General features: G+C 38.1%; 21 protein-coding genes and 1 pseudogene. 20 read left to right on the top strand and 2 right to left on the bottom strand.

Annotated features, from left to right (window positions below; all coding sequences use genetic code 11):
* The first annotated feature begins 8 nt into the window (after window positions 1-8).
* The 16 genes and pseudogenes from EV579_RS03345 to EV579_RS03270 all read left to right on the top strand — a co-directional run bounded on the left by EV579_RS03345 (window position 9) and on the right by EV579_RS03270 (window position 10,436).
* Window positions 9-1,100: an XkdQ/YqbQ family protein gene (locus EV579_RS03345; protein ID WP_133743945.1), complete on the top strand. Its 1,092-nt coding sequence runs from the start codon at window positions 9-11 to the stop codon at window positions 1,098-1,100.
* Window positions 1,097-1,378 (top strand): DUF2577 family protein, encoded by a 282-nt coding sequence (locus EV579_RS03340; RefSeq protein ID WP_003212795.1) that lies wholly within the window; start codon window positions 1,097-1,099, stop codon window positions 1,376-1,378. Before EV579_RS03345 ends, EV579_RS03340 begins: the two co-directional genes overlap by 4 nt.
* Window positions 1,378-1,806: a DUF2634 domain-containing protein gene (locus EV579_RS03335; RefSeq protein WP_106072202.1), complete on the top strand. Its 429-nt coding sequence runs from the start codon at window positions 1,378-1,380 to the stop codon at window positions 1,804-1,806. The genes EV579_RS03340 and EV579_RS03335 overlap by 1 nt, the downstream gene beginning before the upstream one ends.
* The gene (locus tag EV579_RS03330; RefSeq protein WP_133743944.1) at window positions 1,799-2,842 is read left to right on the top strand and encodes a baseplate J/gp47 family protein; all 1,044 of its coding nucleotides are present in this window, start codon (window positions 1,799-1,801) and stop codon (window positions 2,840-2,842) included. The genes EV579_RS03335 and EV579_RS03330 overlap by 8 nt, the downstream gene beginning before the upstream one ends.
* Window positions 2,829-3,269: pseudogene (locus EV579_RS19340) on the top strand (YmfQ family protein); the annotation flags it as partial. The gene EV579_RS03330 and the pseudogene EV579_RS19340, both read left to right, overlap by 14 nt.
* 495 nt (window positions 3,270-3,764) lie before the next feature.
* The gene (locus EV579_RS03320) at window positions 3,765-4,148 is read left to right on the top strand and encodes a phage tail-collar fiber domain-containing protein (RefSeq protein WP_133743942.1); all 384 of its coding nucleotides are present in this window, start codon (window positions 3,765-3,767) and stop codon (window positions 4,146-4,148) included.
* Between the two features lie 17 nt (window positions 4,149-4,165).
* Window positions 4,166-5,359 carry a hypothetical protein gene (locus tag EV579_RS03315; protein WP_133743941.1) on the top strand — a complete coding sequence of 398 codons (1,194 nt, stop codon included), beginning with the start codon at window positions 4,166-4,168 and terminating at the stop codon, window positions 5,357-5,359.
* A gap of 10 nt (window positions 5,360-5,369) precedes the next feature.
* On the top strand, window positions 5,370-5,717 hold the full coding sequence (locus EV579_RS03310; RefSeq protein ID WP_133743940.1) for an XkdW family protein: 348 nt from the start codon (window positions 5,370-5,372) through the stop codon (window positions 5,715-5,717).
* On the top strand, window positions 5,707-5,895 hold the full coding sequence (locus EV579_RS03305; RefSeq protein ID WP_133743939.1) for an XkdX family protein: 189 nt from the start codon (window positions 5,707-5,709) through the stop codon (window positions 5,893-5,895). Before EV579_RS03310 ends, EV579_RS03305 begins: the two co-directional genes overlap by 11 nt.
* A gap of 61 nt (window positions 5,896-5,956) precedes the next feature.
* Window positions 5,957-6,169, top strand: coding sequence for a BhlA/UviB family holin-like peptide (locus EV579_RS03300; protein ID WP_025092921.1), 213 nt, complete (start codon window positions 5,957-5,959; stop codon window positions 6,167-6,169).
* Between the two features lie 15 nt (window positions 6,170-6,184).
* On the top strand, window positions 6,185-6,448 hold the full coding sequence (locus tag EV579_RS03295; RefSeq protein ID WP_047945502.1) for a phage holin: 264 nt from the start codon (window positions 6,185-6,187) through the stop codon (window positions 6,446-6,448).
* Window positions 6,449-6,504: 56 nt separating this feature from the next.
* Window positions 6,505-7,314 carry a peptidoglycan recognition protein family protein gene (locus EV579_RS03290; RefSeq protein ID WP_133743938.1) on the top strand — a complete coding sequence of 270 codons (810 nt, stop codon included), beginning with the start codon at window positions 6,505-6,507 and terminating at the stop codon, window positions 7,312-7,314.
* A gap of 147 nt (window positions 7,315-7,461) precedes the next feature.
* The gene (locus EV579_RS03285; RefSeq protein WP_133743937.1) at window positions 7,462-7,890 is read left to right on the top strand and encodes a DUF6941 family protein; all 429 of its coding nucleotides are present in this window, start codon (window positions 7,462-7,464) and stop codon (window positions 7,888-7,890) included.
* The gene (locus EV579_RS03280; RefSeq protein WP_133743936.1) at window positions 7,887-8,504 is read left to right on the top strand and encodes a hypothetical protein; all 618 of its coding nucleotides are present in this window, start codon (window positions 7,887-7,889) and stop codon (window positions 8,502-8,504) included. Before EV579_RS03285 ends, EV579_RS03280 begins: the two co-directional genes overlap by 4 nt.
* A 537-nt stretch (window positions 8,505-9,041) precedes the next feature.
* Complete coding sequence (locus tag EV579_RS03275) at window positions 9,042-9,785, top strand: hypothetical protein (protein WP_133743935.1); 744 nt, start codon at window positions 9,042-9,044, stop codon at window positions 9,783-9,785.
* Window positions 9,786-9,803: 18 nt separating this feature from the next.
* Window positions 9,804-10,436, top strand: coding sequence for a hypothetical protein (locus tag EV579_RS03270; RefSeq protein WP_087977374.1), 633 nt, complete (start codon window positions 9,804-9,806; stop codon window positions 10,434-10,436).
* A gap of 82 nt (window positions 10,437-10,518) precedes the next feature.
* Here the strand turns inward: EV579_RS03270 and EV579_RS03265 are convergent, their stop codons facing one another.
* Window positions 10,519-10,707 carry a BlaI/MecI/CopY family transcriptional regulator gene (locus EV579_RS03265; RefSeq protein WP_106065101.1) on the bottom strand — a complete coding sequence of 63 codons (189 nt, stop codon included), beginning with the start codon at window positions 10,705-10,707 and terminating at the stop codon, window positions 10,519-10,521.
* 79 nt (window positions 10,708-10,786) lie between these two features.
* Between EV579_RS03265 and EV579_RS03260 the strand changes: the two genes are divergently transcribed.
* The 3 genes from EV579_RS03260 (at window position 10,787) to EV579_RS18935 (ending at window position 13,965) form a co-directional block, all read left to right on the top strand.
* Entirely contained in the window at window positions 10,787-11,626 is an 840-nt protein-coding gene (locus EV579_RS03260) for an SMI1/KNR4 family protein (protein WP_133743934.1), read from the top strand.
* Between the two features lie 243 nt (window positions 11,627-11,869).
* On the top strand, window positions 11,870-12,037 hold the full coding sequence (locus EV579_RS18940) for a hypothetical protein (RefSeq protein ID WP_166644681.1): 168 nt from the start codon (window positions 11,870-11,872) through the stop codon (window positions 12,035-12,037).
* An 821-nt stretch (window positions 12,038-12,858) separates the two neighbouring features.
* Entirely contained in the window at window positions 12,859-13,965 is a 1,107-nt protein-coding gene (locus EV579_RS18935; protein ID WP_166644680.1) for a Rap family tetratricopeptide repeat protein, read from the top strand.
* A gap of 398 nt (window positions 13,966-14,363) precedes the next feature.
* Here the strand turns inward: EV579_RS18935 and EV579_RS03245 are convergent, their stop codons facing one another.
* Window positions 14,364-14,702 carry a winged helix-turn-helix transcriptional regulator gene (locus EV579_RS03245; protein ID WP_025093428.1) on the bottom strand — a complete coding sequence of 113 codons (339 nt, stop codon included), beginning with the start codon at window positions 14,700-14,702 and terminating at the stop codon, window positions 14,364-14,366.
* A 105-nt stretch (window positions 14,703-14,807) separates the two neighbouring features.
* Here EV579_RS03245 and EV579_RS03240 point away from each other — a divergent pair, with 105 nt between their 5' ends.
* Window positions 14,808-15,191: a RidA family protein gene (locus EV579_RS03240; protein WP_044334827.1), complete on the top strand. Its 384-nt coding sequence runs from the start codon at window positions 14,808-14,810 to the stop codon at window positions 15,189-15,191.
* Window positions 15,192-15,354: the final 163 nt, after the last annotated feature.

The following is a 15,354-nucleotide window of genomic DNA, read 5'->3' as shown; positions in this document are numbered from 1 at the left end:
GGCTGACATTGATTGAGCTTTTTGCCATCAGAAGCGGAACCATGTATGAGCTTGTGACAGAGAGTGTGACACTTCGGGGGCAAAGGTATCAGGCCCCCCGCTCAATACAAGCAACGATCGTTACAAAACAAGGAAGTCAAAAGTATTACAGCATCAAAGAGGGTGACACGGTTCTTTTCAAGTGGAAGGGAAAAGAGCTTTTCAGAGGAACAGTATTTGCAAGAACGCCGAAGGACGAAAAGCTCACTTTTACTGCTTACGACATGCTTCAGTATTTGGTGAAGAACCAGGATGTGTATGTATTTTCAAATAAGAGAGCTGATCAGATAATGAAGCGGCTTGGTCAAGATTTTCAGATCCCGATGACGTCGATTGCTAACACTGGCCATGTCATTAAATCACTTGTATTCAAAAACGATACAAGCCTTTATGACATCATCTTGCAGGCTCTAAGGGAAACAAAGAAACAAACAGGACGTAACTATCAGATTTATTCTTCTAAAGGGAAAATGGGACTGAGAGCCTGGCCTGATCCGTCCGAAGTTTGGGTCATTGAGGCGGGTATCAATCTCATTGATTATCAGTACAGTACTTCCATAGAAGAAACGGCAACTCGTGTGAAGATGAGGGCCACGCGTGTTGAAAAAATCAAAGTTTTAAAGAAGGAAAAAAAGAAATCAAAGTCTACAGACAAAGAGAAAGATAAGAAAACGACCAAACCTACGAAGCCGAAAACTGTTACGCAAAAGAAAGAGATTGAGATGTTGGCTGTGGCGAATGATAGTGCTGCTAGAAGTAAATACGGCATCCTGCAGCACGTCGAAAGAGTGTCAGGAGAGATCAACCAAGCACAGCTGCAAAAGCGGGCTGATGTACGACTGGCGCAAAAGAAGGGTGTAAAAAAAGAACTGAAAAGTATCCAAGCTCTAGGTATACCTGGATTACAAAGTGGCATGCCTGTCCGGATCATCATTCCGGATATCGGCATCAAGAAAACGTATTGGATCGATCAAGACAGCCATGAATTTAAGGGAACCAAACACACCATGACAATTGATGTCGTTGAAAAGAATACAATCCCAACGGGGAATCAGTCATGAAACTAAGCGAGGCAATTAAGCGATTGGCTGTCGATGCTGTGGATGCACAATCGCCAACTGACTTGATACTTGGTGATGTGGTGTCTGTTTCCCCTCTTAGTGTTCGACTCAATGAGAATGATAAACTCATCATTCCTGAAGAACTTCTTATCTGGCCAGCCCGCTTAGATGAGGGGGAAGATGATGAGCTAGAAGAAGGCGATAGTGTCATGGTCCTTGCGATGACAGGCGGCCAAACGTTTTACATCTTAGATAAAGTAGTAGGAGGTGGTTCATAATGGCTCTTTCACCTGAAGAAGAGATTGAGGATTTGGATGAGGACGAAGAGGATATTGTTGAACCTTCGACCACCTACCGTATCGACTTCGAGTCAGGACGTCTAACCAATGAAAAGATCAATGGTCTTGATGCCATTCGCCAATTCGTCTATATGGCCTTAAGAACGGAACGATATTCGCATGCTGTTTATAGCCATGACGTAGGATGCGAAGTGCAGGAAGCGGTATCTGATGAAGAATCAACGGATGAATACAAGGAGATGGAGATTCCGCGGCTCATTGAAGAGGCTCTCTTAGTGGATGAAAGAATTGAAAGTGTGCAAGATTTTCAAATCACTAAAGAGGGGGCAGCCTTTAAGGTGATATTTGAAGTGGTGACAGATGAAGGAACCTTGGAGATCGAGGAGGTGATTGGCGAAGATGTTTGAAGAACAGTCTTATGAAGCCATCATGGAACGCATGCTGGAAAGTATACCGGATGATATTGATAAACGTGAAAACAGCGTGATATGGAATGCGTTGGCTCCTGCTGCCGCTGAATTGGCACAGTCCTATATTTGGCTTGACCAAGTATTTGATCTTGTCTTTGCAGATACAGCACAAGGAGAGTTTCTAGATCGGCGGGCTGCTGAAGTGGGGATCACTCGTAAAGCGGCCACAAGTGCTGTATGGTCCGCTGAGGTGACACCTGAAGGTATCAGAATTCCAACGGGATCAAGATTCTATATCGACAATCTGTACTTTCAATATCAAGACGGAACGCTGAAGTGTGAAACGACTGGTGCTGTAGGCAATGGGAATTTTGCAGAGCTGCCGCTCCTATCGCTCGATAACATACCAGGTTTAGAATCAGTCATTTTCGAGGAGCTGAAAATACCTGGTCAAGAAGAAGAAGACGATGAAGCTCTATATGAAAGGTACTTGATGAGGGCAAGGCGGGAGGCTGTCAGTGCTAACAAAGCTCATTATAAAAAGTGGGCTGAAGAAGTAGAAGGAGTTGGGAGGGCGAAGGTGTTCCCGCTTTGGAATGGTGAAGGCACAGTAAAAGTTGTCATCACAGACGGGAATTTTGATGTTGCGACGGATCTGCTCGTCAATAAGGTCCAAGAGTACATTGATCCGGTTCCAGGAGAAGGGGAAGGCCAAGCACCAATCGGGGCTACTGCCACTGTCGAAAGCGCCAAGTGGAAAGATGTTGAGGTGTCCGTATCGGTGGAGCTTAAAATGGATTACTCCATTGAGGATGCACAAGAGGAAATTGAAGAGAAGGTCAAAGCGCTTCTAAAATCACTTGCCTTTGAAGAAAATGTGATCAGAATGTCAGCAATTAATGACATTTTGTATCATGCGGATAGTGTCTCTGATTATGCGGATGTCTTGATCAATGGTGAAGCCAAAAACTTGCCGCTCCAAGACATTGAAATTCCGCGTCTAGGGCAGGTGAACGTCATTGAGCAAGCTTGATGAAATGAAAGCTTACCTGCCTGCTTATCTAACGGAGATCACTGAATTTGATGAATTAATGAAATCAGAGGCTCCTGAGATGGAAAGGCTAGATGATTCTATTTTTGATATGACAGATCAACTGTTTCCGCTCACTGCCACATGGGGGCTGAATAGATGGGAAAGAATGCTAAAGGTGCAGCGTGAATCAGGTGATTCTATTGAGCTGCGCAGGGCACGTATTTTGAATCTCATGTCCAACATTCCACCGATTACTTATGCTTCTTTAGAGAGGGCAGTCAACCGGTTCTTGAAGAACCCTAGCGCAGTGGTTCGACTAACGACAGGCCGCTATCATTTTTCCCTTCGTGTTAATTTGGATGACCTGCAGAACACCAGATACATTGTGGAGACGCTTGAAAACTTAAAGCCTGCACACTTGGCTTACAAATTCACAAGCGTTCATCATACTGATGTTCATGAAATCAAAGATTATCGTAACCGGCTCACACTGCGCAGCAGAGTGGGCTTTTTTGATCACATTCCCATCTTACTCAATGGTGAATTTTTATTAAATGGTACGTTTTATCTTAGCGGATCGCGCAATTCAACAGATATTCCAGTGCGCTTCAGGCAATCTTTAAAGATGGCCATGAAGCTCAAAAAAGAAATGAAAATTCTTGGACGCACAAGATATGTCATGGTAGGAGCAAGACACGAAACAGATCTACAAGCTGCTCTTACGTTTCGATCACGCTTCAATCATGTTAGGAAAGAAAAAAAGAAAATGACATTCCGCATGGCTGCTCATGTATCAAATGAGCAAAGCGGAAGTGTAATCATTAAGCAGAAATATTGGACGCTTGATGGATCGGTACCGCTAGACGGTTCAAAATATCTAGCTGCCACGTCCAAACAAATAGATTTATAAAGGAGGATCATAATGGCTGATCAATTAACCGTTACAACGCTTTATGCTCGCCAACAAATGGCGAAGGCTAGAGCGGAGGGAACGAAGCTCACAAAAGTGGTCAAGATGGCTTTTGGGAATGGTGGAACTAAGGACGGAAAGCCAATCTCTCTGGATGGAACAGAACAAGAACTCAAAAATGAACTTGTTCAAAAGGACATTGATTCCTATAAATTCATGGAGCCGGCGAAGATCCGGTACACGTGCACCATCGCTGAAGGGGAGCTTGCTGGTGAAGTCATCAACGAACTAGCACTTGTCGACGAAACAGGCAAATTCACCGCCATCCGCACCATGACGGACAAGCAAAAAGACGGTGACATCGAATTCATCTTTGAGATTGATGATATTTACTAGGAAAGGAGTGCTCATCGATGGATATTAAATCTCCTAAAGTGTTTAAAACAAGTGACAAGGCTCATGCAGATCTGTTCAATGAAATGGTTAAAGTGTTGCTTGAAAATGACTACGGACTGTTAGATCAGATCATTGGACATATTGACGATACCAAGCCGCATGCATCTGAAGCGGAGAAAAAGAAATGGAATGAATCGCAGTTATATAAAATCACAGCTGATGACGGCAAATACTTGATCTCTGTTCCAGCTGACAAAAATATTTATGATGCGATTAAAGACAAAGGGACCTGTACTTTCATTGCATCTCCAGGTGTAGAAGATTCCCCTGCACCTAGTAATACCTATTTAAGAGGAATGCAAACTGTGGGACAAAACAACATCGGAACCGGTTTTGCGGTAGACACATCAGGTAATGCCTACTACTTCTACTATAATTCTAGCCATATATCTATCACGTGGACGCAGCTGCCGACAACAGATGAAAAAGATAAATGGAACAACGGGCAGTTATATAGGCTCACACCAAACGATGGAAGAGTTGCAAGAGTTCCAAATGGTACTGATATATTCACTTTACCGACCGGGTCGTATATGGGAGCTCAACTCCTTAATGCTCCAGTAGAAAATGATACAAGTTTTTATTATGTTGAAGTTTTAGAAACAGCATATGTCCAAAATGAAATTAATTACAAAAGAATTATTGTCACAAGGTCATTTGATAATATGACTTGGATTGGAACGTTCCATGCTCAAGGATTTAGAGGCTGGAAAAAAACGCTGACCGTAGAAGATGTGGCAAACAGCACCTTTGTTGATACTTATGATCAAGATAATTCATCTGTTTCAGCCGCTGAAAATGTTGCAACAAAGCTTGTTTTTGGCGCAACACGAGCGGATGATTTATCAGAGTATAACCGCTCTCGTGCTGAAATCACATTGAAAAACAGTGGTCTTTATTTGATCAGGCTTTATATCACTAGCACTAACATCACAGTCGGATCAGATAATATCTTGGCCTGTTATGTCAACGGATCAGAATACCAGAGGTTCGGAAACTGGAATCCAGCGACATCATCAAGTACGTGCGTGCTTTATTTATTACAAAAATTTAAAGCTGGAGATAAGGTAACTTTCTATATAACGCCAAGAGGGACCAACAAAACAGTATCAATAAACACAGCTTATGTAACGATGTCTCAATTGAGATAGGAGGGAAAAAATGAATAAGGCGCTAGCGATCAAATATTTATACCCAAATGCGGAACTAGGTGAGGATTATTCGGTTCGGGATGATGGAGAAGGACAATTTATAGACAAGTGGTTATTAGCCGAACCTATACCTTCAGGTGAAGAGTTGGATGCTGCATGGCAAGAGTATTTGAAATTAGACAATGAACAGCCTATGACTCAGGTTGAAAAACAATTGCTTCTTATTGGAGAACAGTTAGCGAAAGAAAAAATCGCTCGCCAACAGACAGAAAGAGTAAATGCAACGTTAGGGCAGCAGCTTGCAGAAATGCGAATAGAAATCCTTAAATTAAAGGGAGGGTTTACAGATGAATCTTAATTTCTGGGTGTTAGCGTTATTTTATAAATGGGCCACTACTGAAATGGTTAAACAAGCAATGTCGTTTAAGGATTGTTCAATTGAAGAACTAGAAGAGGGCGTTCAAGAGGAATATGTTACACATGATCAATACAAAGAAATAACCGATGAAGTATATAAAACGCCAGAAGCCGAGTAGAAAGGCTTTTTATTTTGCCTTCTTTAAGGAGGTGGACAAAGTGAAGGAGTAGGTGAGTATGGTGGAAATGGATTTGGCGCAATACTTGATGACGCAAGGACCCTTTGCGGTTCTTTTTTGTTGGGTATTGTTTTATGTTCTCAACACGACAAAGGAAAGGGAGAACAAGCTCAATGAACAAATCGAAGCGCAAAATGAAGTGTTAGCAAAGTTTAGTGAGAAGTATGACGTCGTGATCGACAAGCTCGATAAAATTGAACGGAATTTAAAATAATAGGAGGAAACAATTATGAAAAACTTCGACAAAGGCACTGTGATCCGCACGGTGCTTCTATTTATGGCATTAATCAACCAAACTTTAATTATTTTCGGTAAACCAGTTTTACCGATTGAAGAAGATCAAATCACATCATTGGCTGAGACATTATATCTTGCTGGCTCAATGATCTTCACAATCGTAACAACCCTTGCCGCATGGTTCAAAAACAACTATGTGACTGAGAAAGGGCAGCAGCAGAAAGAAGTTCTAAAACAAAAAGGATTAACGAAGTAAGGAGCTGCCAAGAGGTGGCTCTTTTTATATTAAATTGATCAAAGGAGACGATGAACGTGGTAAAAATCATTAAAGATTTTATTCCGAAAAGCAACAAGAACCGTCCTGGTAACTACATGAAACCTTTATATATTACGGTTCACAATACTGCTAATACTAAAAAAGGAGCAGACGCAGCTAATCACGCTAGTTTTGTTAAGCGATCTAGTACGGGGGTAAGCTGGCACTACACTGTGGATGAAAATGTGATCTATCAACATTTGCCACTAAACGAAAACGGATGGCATGCGGGAGACGGTCGGGGAACCGGCAATATGAAATCAATTGGTATTGAAATTTGTGAGAATGCAGATGGCAAATTTGAGAAGGCGGTTGAAAATGCTCAGTGGTTGATTCGTCAGCTGATGACAGAGCAAGGCATTCCATTAGCCAATGTTGTGCCACATAAGAGATGGAGTGGGAAACAATGTCCACGAAAGCTGCTTAATCGCTGGGACAGCTTCAAGGCAGGTATTGCCACCGCTCATACAGGTGAAAAGGCAACAGCAAAGCCTGTGAAAGCGACACCTGTCAAAAACACTTCATCCAAAAAAACAGTTTCCAACCCTGCTAAAAAGTCATTTAACTTACCATCTGGCATCATTAAAGTGACCAAGCCTCTTACAAAGGGTGCGGGAGTAAAAGCATTGCAGGAAGCTCTGGCTGCTGTGTATTACTACCCAGACAAAGGAGCAAAAAATAATGGCATTGATGGCTATTATGGGCCGAAAACTGCGAATGCGATCAAGCGGTTCCAGTCGATGCATGGTCTTGTGGTAGATGGAATTTATGGGACTAAAACTAAAAGGGCTTTGGAAAAGTTGTAAATTTTTTAAAAAGTAAGATCTAGTCTTACGTTTGCCACCTAGAGGTAATAAGTAGACTAATAGACTCCTGCTTGTGTTTATTTATTCAAATAGTATAATATGGGTATACAACCAAATATTTTTGTACTAAGCAGGAGGCTTATTCAATTGAAACAACCATATGTTGCAACTTTCATGTTGAGCGAAGAAACTAGAGAAGTAGTTAATCCGGGTAGGAACAGATCTGATTTGTTACTTGTTAATCCAACTAGTAGTATTCGAGTACCTTTTATTCCAGCGACACCGAGTTTTGCTGTTTCAGTTGGGATTTTGCAAATTAATTTAGAAAAAGAGAACAACATCCAAATTAAAATTGTAAGTCCTAATACAAAAACAGTATTCGATACTGGAGTTGTACTACTCCCGAGAGATATGAATTTAAATAAAGATATCCCTCTAGAAGGACAAGGGTTAAATGTTAATTTAAACTTACAAAATGTCCCTTGTAGAGAGGAAGGAACTTACGTAGTCGATGTTTATATAAATGGTGAGAAATCACATGATTTTAAATTCTACGTAACTTCTGATGAAAAATGATAAGTGAAATTCATATCGAAAACCAAGTTGTTCAAGAAGATTTTAAAAATAAAACTAGCGCAACATTGACTATAGTTATGGCAGCGATGACTGCAGTATCAATAACTAGTAGCGCTAGTCCTATTATTCCTAAGACAATTGAAGTTGGTCAGAGATCGATGTCTCCTGTAGCACCCAATTCCAAAGATTTTAACAGAAGAGGAAACACTTATAGAGTGTATAATATAGAATATACACCTTTTTATTTCAACTTAAATAACAATGGATTGGTAAGTCCAGATAGAACTATCAATCAAAATATGAAGCAAGCTGTGGATCAAAAAATTGCCCCAGTGGATCAAAACAAAGTAAACTTTTCCGTATTATCGAATACAATAAAAGAAAATCACATTATTAAGGAGGGAGATGTAATGCTTGAGAATTTGAAATCAGCAAGAGACAGAGCAGAAAAATTCGCAATTTACTCTGGGGTGATTGGTGGTATTTTAACTTTAAGTACATCATTAGCTGGGTTAAGTCTAGCAATTACGCTTCCTCCAAGTGTTATTCTTTTTTCGTTACCGGTCTCTATGGTGTTGAAAAGGAAAGTGAGGGAACTTTTAAATGAATCCTAGTCCAGAACCTCAGACTTTTCCAACATCTTCAACTAAGGTTGTATTAGCCTTAGTTAACAAATTGACATCTCCTATGGCTTTCAGTATTTTAATGTGTGGACTTATGTATCTCCTGACTAAAGATTGGTCTCAATCTCTAGATGTAACATCACAGACCATCGCTTTTTGGTTATGGTTTGCAAGTGTGTTTTTCGTAAACCTTGTAGGGATGTATGCTTTAGTCAAGGAAGCTAAGCACGCATATGGAGAAATGGGCTCAGGTTCTTCATAATAATGATAAATGCAAATAACGAAAAGCCCCTTCCCTAATCGGATGGGGCTTTTTTACGTTTAGTATTAGTATCCCCTCAGTTGTTACTTCATGATGTCTCCTCAATGAATTAAATACTGCTATTAAAAAGTTCTGAATCCAAATAATTCTATTATATTACAATAAAATCTTAAATTTACCTTAAATATCCTATAAAGTATTTATTTAAATTTGAAGAGACACTATACTAAAGTTTCTTCAAATTACATAAATAGGAGGATTATTAGGTGAAAATCACTAACAAGTTTTTAAGTTTACTATTAATATTTTCATTGTTTGTAGGTGTTACAGGTTTTATTCCACAAGTGAAAGCTGTCAGTCAAGACGAAGATGAGGCTTATTTAGAAGATAGTAGTGTGATTATTGAGGAAGATAATGATACTGATGCTGAGGAAGAACTTGAAGAAATTCAAGGAGTGGAAGAAAACTCAGATGAAGGTACTCTAAGCGAAGAAGAACTAAAAAGTATTAAAATAACTACTCAATCTTGGGATAGAGGTGGTTTTAACGGAGGCCGTATCGGAGGCGGCGGTGGAGGTGGTTCCATTGTACCAAAGCCAAAACCAACACCAAAACCAACAGCAAAACCTAAGCTTCCTGCAAAAGGTTTTAAATCTGGTGCAGCAGGTGAAAAATTCCTAAATGATTATGTAGGTGGAGTTGGGCATAAGGTATATAAAAATGTTCGAGTATATGATCATAAAAAAGGTAAATGGATAAAAGAGAAAAGAATTGTGGACGCTTATGTTCCAAGTACAAGAGTGGCACATGAATCAAAAGTTGGTTACACAAGTCTATCAAATTTTGTAAGAAAACAGATTGACAAAGATGTAGCTTTAAGAAAGGCTGGTCAAGTGGATGGAGTGAAGTGGCACTTTTTTAAAAGTGCTAAAACTGGTAAAATAGGAGCAACTAAAAATTTAAGAGAATATTTAAAGAAAAAGAAAGTTCCTTATCAATACCACGACTAATGTTTTGGAGGCTATTAAATGGATTACCCTCTAATGGAACCACCATTTGAAGTAGGTTCACACGAATCACTTTCTAAAAAAAAGGCGCAAATTCTTTTTGATTGGTTTATTAATGAAATACCTCAAAGGATATCTGTTTTAGAAGAATTTACGAATGGTGAAGTAGATTTTAATTATACACCGGAATCTTTAATTGACGTGTATAGTTGGTACTTATCTCAAATTGAAATTTATGAGTTATCCGAAGAAGAAATAGGAATAAAACTTGAAAGGTTAAGTCACTATCCTGACTTTATTTATCAAGATGAAAAAGAACGGTTACTAGCAAATCCAGTTGAAATTGGAAAAGTGGATTATGCGATAGCAATGGATATTGGTATATATTATGGGGAAACCGTTAGAAAAAACTATCCGCAAGTGAAGTGGACATACTTTACTAAGCCTAAATCACATCCCTTTTTAAATAAGCCAGTATTATATTTTAATGATGCTGATGATGACATGATATCTTATGAAAGAGAACCAATCGATATGATGTTTGTTCTTAATCAAAGAATAAAAAGAGGAGAGATTACAGATCACAGTCTGTATGAACTTTATCAATACGATGTGAATGAAATTCTCGGCATCTTTGAGGATCCTGAAGATTAAGATAAAGGGGCAACTTCTGACTTGGAAGTTGCTCTTTTTAGTGTATCAGACATTTGGATACAGAAAGGTTGGTTAACTGATATTAAAACCGCCATTCTCTTTTCTCTTTATCCCATTTCAATTCTTCTTTTTCCAGAAGGTTTTTGACTGCTTGCCTAACAGTCGTCTCATCTTTACCAGTTTTTCTTTTCAGATCATCAATTGTTGGATTCTTACGGAAGCGACTCATATTATAAATAATTCGATAGATCTTTCTTTCGAGATCAGACATACAATCACCACCAAAAACAGTTTAACAGAATATATGTTCGTAAGGGGGTTTTGTTAAATGACACTAGGAGGAAAAAACTTTGAAATCTTTTTGGGAAATAGACGATGAAGGTTACTATACGTTAAAAAAGATCAACGCAGAAGAAGTAGCGAAGGCTGAAAAGAAACTAGGAGTCACTTTGCCAGATACATATAAAAAGCTCATATTAGAACAGAATGGCGGTTATATAGTTCATAATGCTTTTCCAACCACTCACTCTAATTCATGGGCTGAGGATCATATTCAATTTAATCATCTTTTGGGAATTGCAGAAGATGAGGGGATTATGGATAGTGCCTATTTAATAAAAGAGTGGGAGCTGCCAGAAGGGCTTGTTTTGATTAACGGGGATGGCCATACTTGGGTAGCGCTGGATTATCGAAAAACGAATGAGAATCCTGCAATTCATTATTTTAATGTTGAGATGGAAGAAGACTTTAAATTAGCAGATTCCTTTGATGAATTCATTCAGGGGCTTTATACAGCTGAGTACACTGTTGATGAGGCAGCATCAGAGGGTGAATATGAACTTTCTGAAGTTCATTTAAGTAAAGAAGAGCTTGAAGCCATATTTGAATTGGACGTCCTTGATGAAGGTAATCTGTATAAAATTCAATATTACCCTATGGTGGATTTGAACGAAATTGAATGGTTTTTTAAAAGGATGCAATATCACATTGAAAAAACAAAAGATGAAGATACACTTTATCAAGTAGGTGATACGATTCTCTGCATTTTCTTATTAAATCAAAATATGCCGATCAACGAAAAAATTAGTGAGATTCTGCATCAAATAGCTAAATTTTTAGAAAAGAATGATGACCCACTGCTAGTGAATCTAGGAGAAAATATTGCGATTGAAACAGAAATTCTATCTTAATAGAACGATCTTAAGGTGTCCTTTCTAGAGAAAATATCGGGAATGGCTCTTTAAAGCCACTCTTTTTTAATAGGAACAAATGTTTGATTAATTGTTTTGATTTCGTTATAATATGAATAAGATTGACCCCTTCATGAACCTGGCTGAAACTCAGTCAGGTCTTTTTTATATCTACTTGTGAACTCGTTTTCTTTTTATATAGGGACAGTCAATGCTGCGTAATCTTGCAGGAGGTGATTTGAGATGGAAGTCAAAATCATTGAAGGGCCAAATGTTGATAAGCGTCTTAATGATTGTTACCACTATTTGATTAAGTGGTGGAGAAAGGAGTTGAAACGTGATAATAATTTACACGAGGGGATTTCTCAAGGTGTAACCAATAAAATGACAGAGGATGGACAGCACGATTAAAGCAAGAGCTGAACTACAAAGTTATGTGCAGATAAAGGTTTCTCATTAGATATATTAAATTAAAAACAGACCTTTAAGGGTCTGTTTTTTTATGGGGACGGATTGGGGACGAACCCTTTCAGTTTTCTTCAGAAATGCACATTTTTTATCAGAAAGGCTCATCATAGAACCTTATTAAATCAGTCTTTTTCGGGGAAGGTCTGTTTGCTTCGGATGAGGTCATTCACCTTGACAGGGTAGAGGTCGCTGGTTCGAGCCCAGTCGGAATCATCGTTGAAACCCTTGCGTAGCAAGGGTTTTTTGTTTTTTGGGCAACGAATATTTGTTCTGTTTCTTTTGATTGGGGGACGAACTTTATTCACCAGATGGTTGATTTGAACGAAATTGAAAATGGTTTTTTAAAAAGATGCAATATCACATTGAAAAAACAAGAGATGAAGATGATCTTTATGAAGTAGCTTCTACGATTAACAACGTTCTCTTATTGAATCCCAATATGCCAATCAACGATAAAATTAATGGAAATCTAAATCAAATTGCTAAATTTTTAGAAAAAAATAAAGATCCACTTATAGTAAATCTCGGAGAACATATTGCTATGAAAACAAGTTTCCTTTAGTAAGCTTGGGCACAAAAAACAGGCCATACTAGTGGAAGATTTATTTGGAGTATCATCAAATAATAAAAGGCATACCAGAGAGGCGAATTCGTCTCTCTTTTTTTGTTCTTTTTTGCGGTTTCTTTTCGGTGTGGAATATTCAAACGGATGATAATATATGTAATTATAGGGAAAATAAAGGAATGGATAGGGGGAGGTTTGTTTGGGAGAAAAAGTAGCAAGCCCATTTGTTGCTAAAATGATCGGTGATTGGTACGGATATATAAAGAAACAGGACATTCTAAAGGCTGAAAATAAGAGAAAAGAGATCGTAATAGCCTTTGAAAATATGGAAGAAGATCAAAATGTCTTATTATACTTTAACTTGATTGATTCCAGATACAAAATGTTGGCACAGGAGTTTGAGGGATCAAAAGATATATTGAAGCAAATAGACATTGAAGAGAAGCAGAAAACGGATGACATGATTCAGTATTATTATTTCTTCTTCAATGGCATGTATGAGTTTTATAAAAAGCGCTTTTCAGACGCTATCAACTATTATCATATTGCAGAGACCCGACTTCGAAACGTTCCTGACGATTTAGAACGTGCTGAATTTAATTATCAGCTTTCAATTGCATACTACGAAATCGCACAAAATCATTTCTCCATTAACCACGCCAAAAAAGCTTTAGAAAGCTTTAAATCAGCAGATTTACAAGAGAGTCGGGTTGCTACTACTCTAATGGTAATCGCATCAAATAAGATGGATTTAAACCAATTTGTACAAGCTGAATCCACCTATAAGGATGCTATTAATTTAGCAGCAGAATCTAAAGTTGATTTGCCACAAGCGCTAGGGTATTTCAATCTTGGGATATGTTATGAGCGTCAAGGAAAGCTTCAGCAAGCTTTAGAATGTTTACAAAATGTCTTTTCGGTTGAATTAAAAAAGCCACACAAACCACTGTATATGAGAACAAATTACATGTTAGCGCGTGTACTCTTCCAGTTAGATAAAAAAGCTGAAGGGCTGAATGCACACAACGAGTCACTCATGTTAGCGAATGAATTAGCTGACAATGCGTATATTGCTAAGTTAAATATCATACATTTAATATATGTAACAGATGATGAAATTCAGCTCGACGCAGCTCTTGATGTACTGAAAAATCAAAAACTTTGGACAGATGCCGCAGAATTGTCAATTATGGCAGCAAGATTTTATAAAAAGCAGGATAATTACAAACTGGCATCAAAATACTTTGATGAAGGTTTGGAATCACAGGCCAAAAAATTGACATGGATGGAGGAGGAAGCTGAATGAAGCACCTGAAAGTTATGATATTAAGCCTTACCTTATTAATGGGGATCCCAACCACTGTACATATAAATTCCTCAAATGATTTTCAAACCGCAGAAAACGGCTACTTTGGTTAAGCATGAAGTCTATTAATAAAAAAGCCCTTTTTGGGGCTTTTTTTATTTGAACATTATCTGCTATTTTCATTGCTGTTTCAATTGATCAAAACACAACTTCAAAACGTATAGGCAAAATAAAAACAGACCCTGCAGGGTCTGTTTTTATTGGGACGGATGGGGCCTAATCATTACTATCTTTTTCATTAAGATTAGAAGTTCCCTATACGCTCCATTGCTTTATCAAAAGCTGCTTTTCTTTTGTCTCTTCATAGTCAATACTTGAATTATCTATACAAAAAGAATTTAATTACTTCGATTTTTCTCTCCCCAATCACATAACTGTTCTAAAATTGGTAAAAGTGTTTCTGCCTTATTTGTAAGACTGTATTCCACTTTGGGAGGGACTTGTGGATATTCCTTTCGTATAATCATCCCATCTGCTTCCAAATCTTTAAGTTGTGCACTCAATGTTTTAAAGGTAATCGTTCCAAGTCTCCTTTTCATATCATTAAAACGAACGGGTTGATTTTCCGAAAGGAGATACAGAATTAGCATTTTCCATTTGCCTCCTATAACTGATAAAGTATATCCAAAAGGTGTCTCTTGGATATTACCCGTTTTTCTATAATCAGCCATACTCATATTGACACTATCCTTTCTGATAGTAGCTATCTAAATAGTGCGTACTATTTTTTTATTTATATTCATTTTATACTTACTTTACTTTGAAATAAAGGAGAGAAAACAATGACTAATATTAAAACCTACAATCACAATCTATGGGATCACGGTATTACCCAAGGATATAGCGTTAAAGGAACAATTTACATTTCAGGTCAGTTTTCATACGATAAAAATGGTATGTTCGTTGGTAAAGAGGATATTGAAGTTCAGACTCTACAAACATTTGAGAACCTTGATCGGGTATTGGTGGAATTGGGAGCCACGAAATCCAACATTGCATATGTGGAAATTTTTCTAACAAATCCACAAGAACACTCCGAAACGGTCATAGATCTATTCAAGGAATACTTAGGTCAACACAGACCAGCTGGCAGTCTCATTGGTGTGACATATCTGGCTTTCCCAGAGCAATTGATTGAAGTCAAGGCTATCGCACACACTGATTAAATACGTTATCAGATTAATTTGATCAATTCTCTATACAAGGGAAAGGGTAGAATCTTTATCCGGTTTATTATCTTATAATTTAAGCAGAATAAGGCTTCGAGCTAAACAATCAAAAAACTATAAATGAGGTAGCCCAATCGTAATCATCGTTGAAACCCTTGCG

The sequence above is a fragment of the Bacillus sp. BK450 genome, assembly GCF_004364885.1.
In the GTDB taxonomy this organism is placed as follows: Bacteria; Bacillota; Bacilli; order Bacillales; family Bacillaceae; genus Bacillus; species Bacillus safensis.
The sequence above is the reverse complement of the archived record's forward strand: the minus strand, read 5'-3'. Positions and strand labels throughout refer to the sequence as shown.

What these genes read in the sequence shown, in the direction of transcription:
- EV579_RS03335 (WP_106072202.1), top strand. Translation starts at nt 1,378, where the DNA reads ATGGCTCTTTCACCTGAAGAAGAGATTGAGGATTTGGATGAGGACGAA.
- EV579_RS03280 (WP_133743936.1), top strand. Translation starts at nt 7,887, where the DNA reads ATGATAAGTGAAATTCATATCGAAAACCAAGTTGTTCAAGAAGATTTT.
- EV579_RS03270 (WP_087977374.1), top strand. Translation starts at nt 9,804, where the DNA reads ATGGATTACCCTCTAATGGAACCACCATTTGAAGTAGGTTCACACGAA.
- EV579_RS03265 (WP_106065101.1), bottom strand. Translation starts at nt 10,707, where the DNA reads ATGTCTGATCTCGAAAGAAAGATCTATCGAATTATTTATAATATGAGT.
- EV579_RS03340 (WP_003212795.1), top strand. Translation starts at nt 1,097, where the DNA reads ATGAAACTAAGCGAGGCAATTAAGCGATTGGCTGTCGATGCTGTGGAT.
- EV579_RS03295 (WP_047945502.1), top strand. Translation starts at nt 6,185, where the DNA reads ATGAAAAACTTCGACAAAGGCACTGTGATCCGCACGGTGCTTCTATTT.
- EV579_RS03305 (WP_133743939.1), top strand. Translation starts at nt 5,707, where the DNA reads ATGAATCTTAATTTCTGGGTGTTAGCGTTATTTTATAAATGGGCCACT.
- EV579_RS03330 (WP_133743944.1), top strand. Translation starts at nt 1,799, where the DNA reads ATGTTTGAAGAACAGTCTTATGAAGCCATCATGGAACGCATGCTGGAA.
- EV579_RS18940 (WP_166644681.1), top strand. Translation starts at nt 11,870, where the DNA reads ATGGAAGTCAAAATCATTGAAGGGCCAAATGTTGATAAGCGTCTTAAT.
- EV579_RS03310 (WP_133743940.1), top strand. Translation starts at nt 5,370, where the DNA reads ATGAATAAGGCGCTAGCGATCAAATATTTATACCCAAATGCGGAACTA.
- EV579_RS03315 (WP_133743941.1), top strand. Translation starts at nt 4,166, where the DNA reads ATGGATATTAAATCTCCTAAAGTGTTTAAAACAAGTGACAAGGCTCAT.
- EV579_RS03240 (WP_044334827.1), top strand. Translation starts at nt 14,808, where the DNA reads ATGACTAATATTAAAACCTACAATCACAATCTATGGGATCACGGTATT.
- EV579_RS03320 (WP_133743942.1), top strand. Translation starts at nt 3,765, where the DNA reads ATGGCTGATCAATTAACCGTTACAACGCTTTATGCTCGCCAACAAATG.
- EV579_RS03245 (WP_025093428.1), bottom strand. Translation starts at nt 14,702, where the DNA reads ATGAGTATGGCTGATTATAGAAAAACGGGTAATATCCAAGAGACACCT.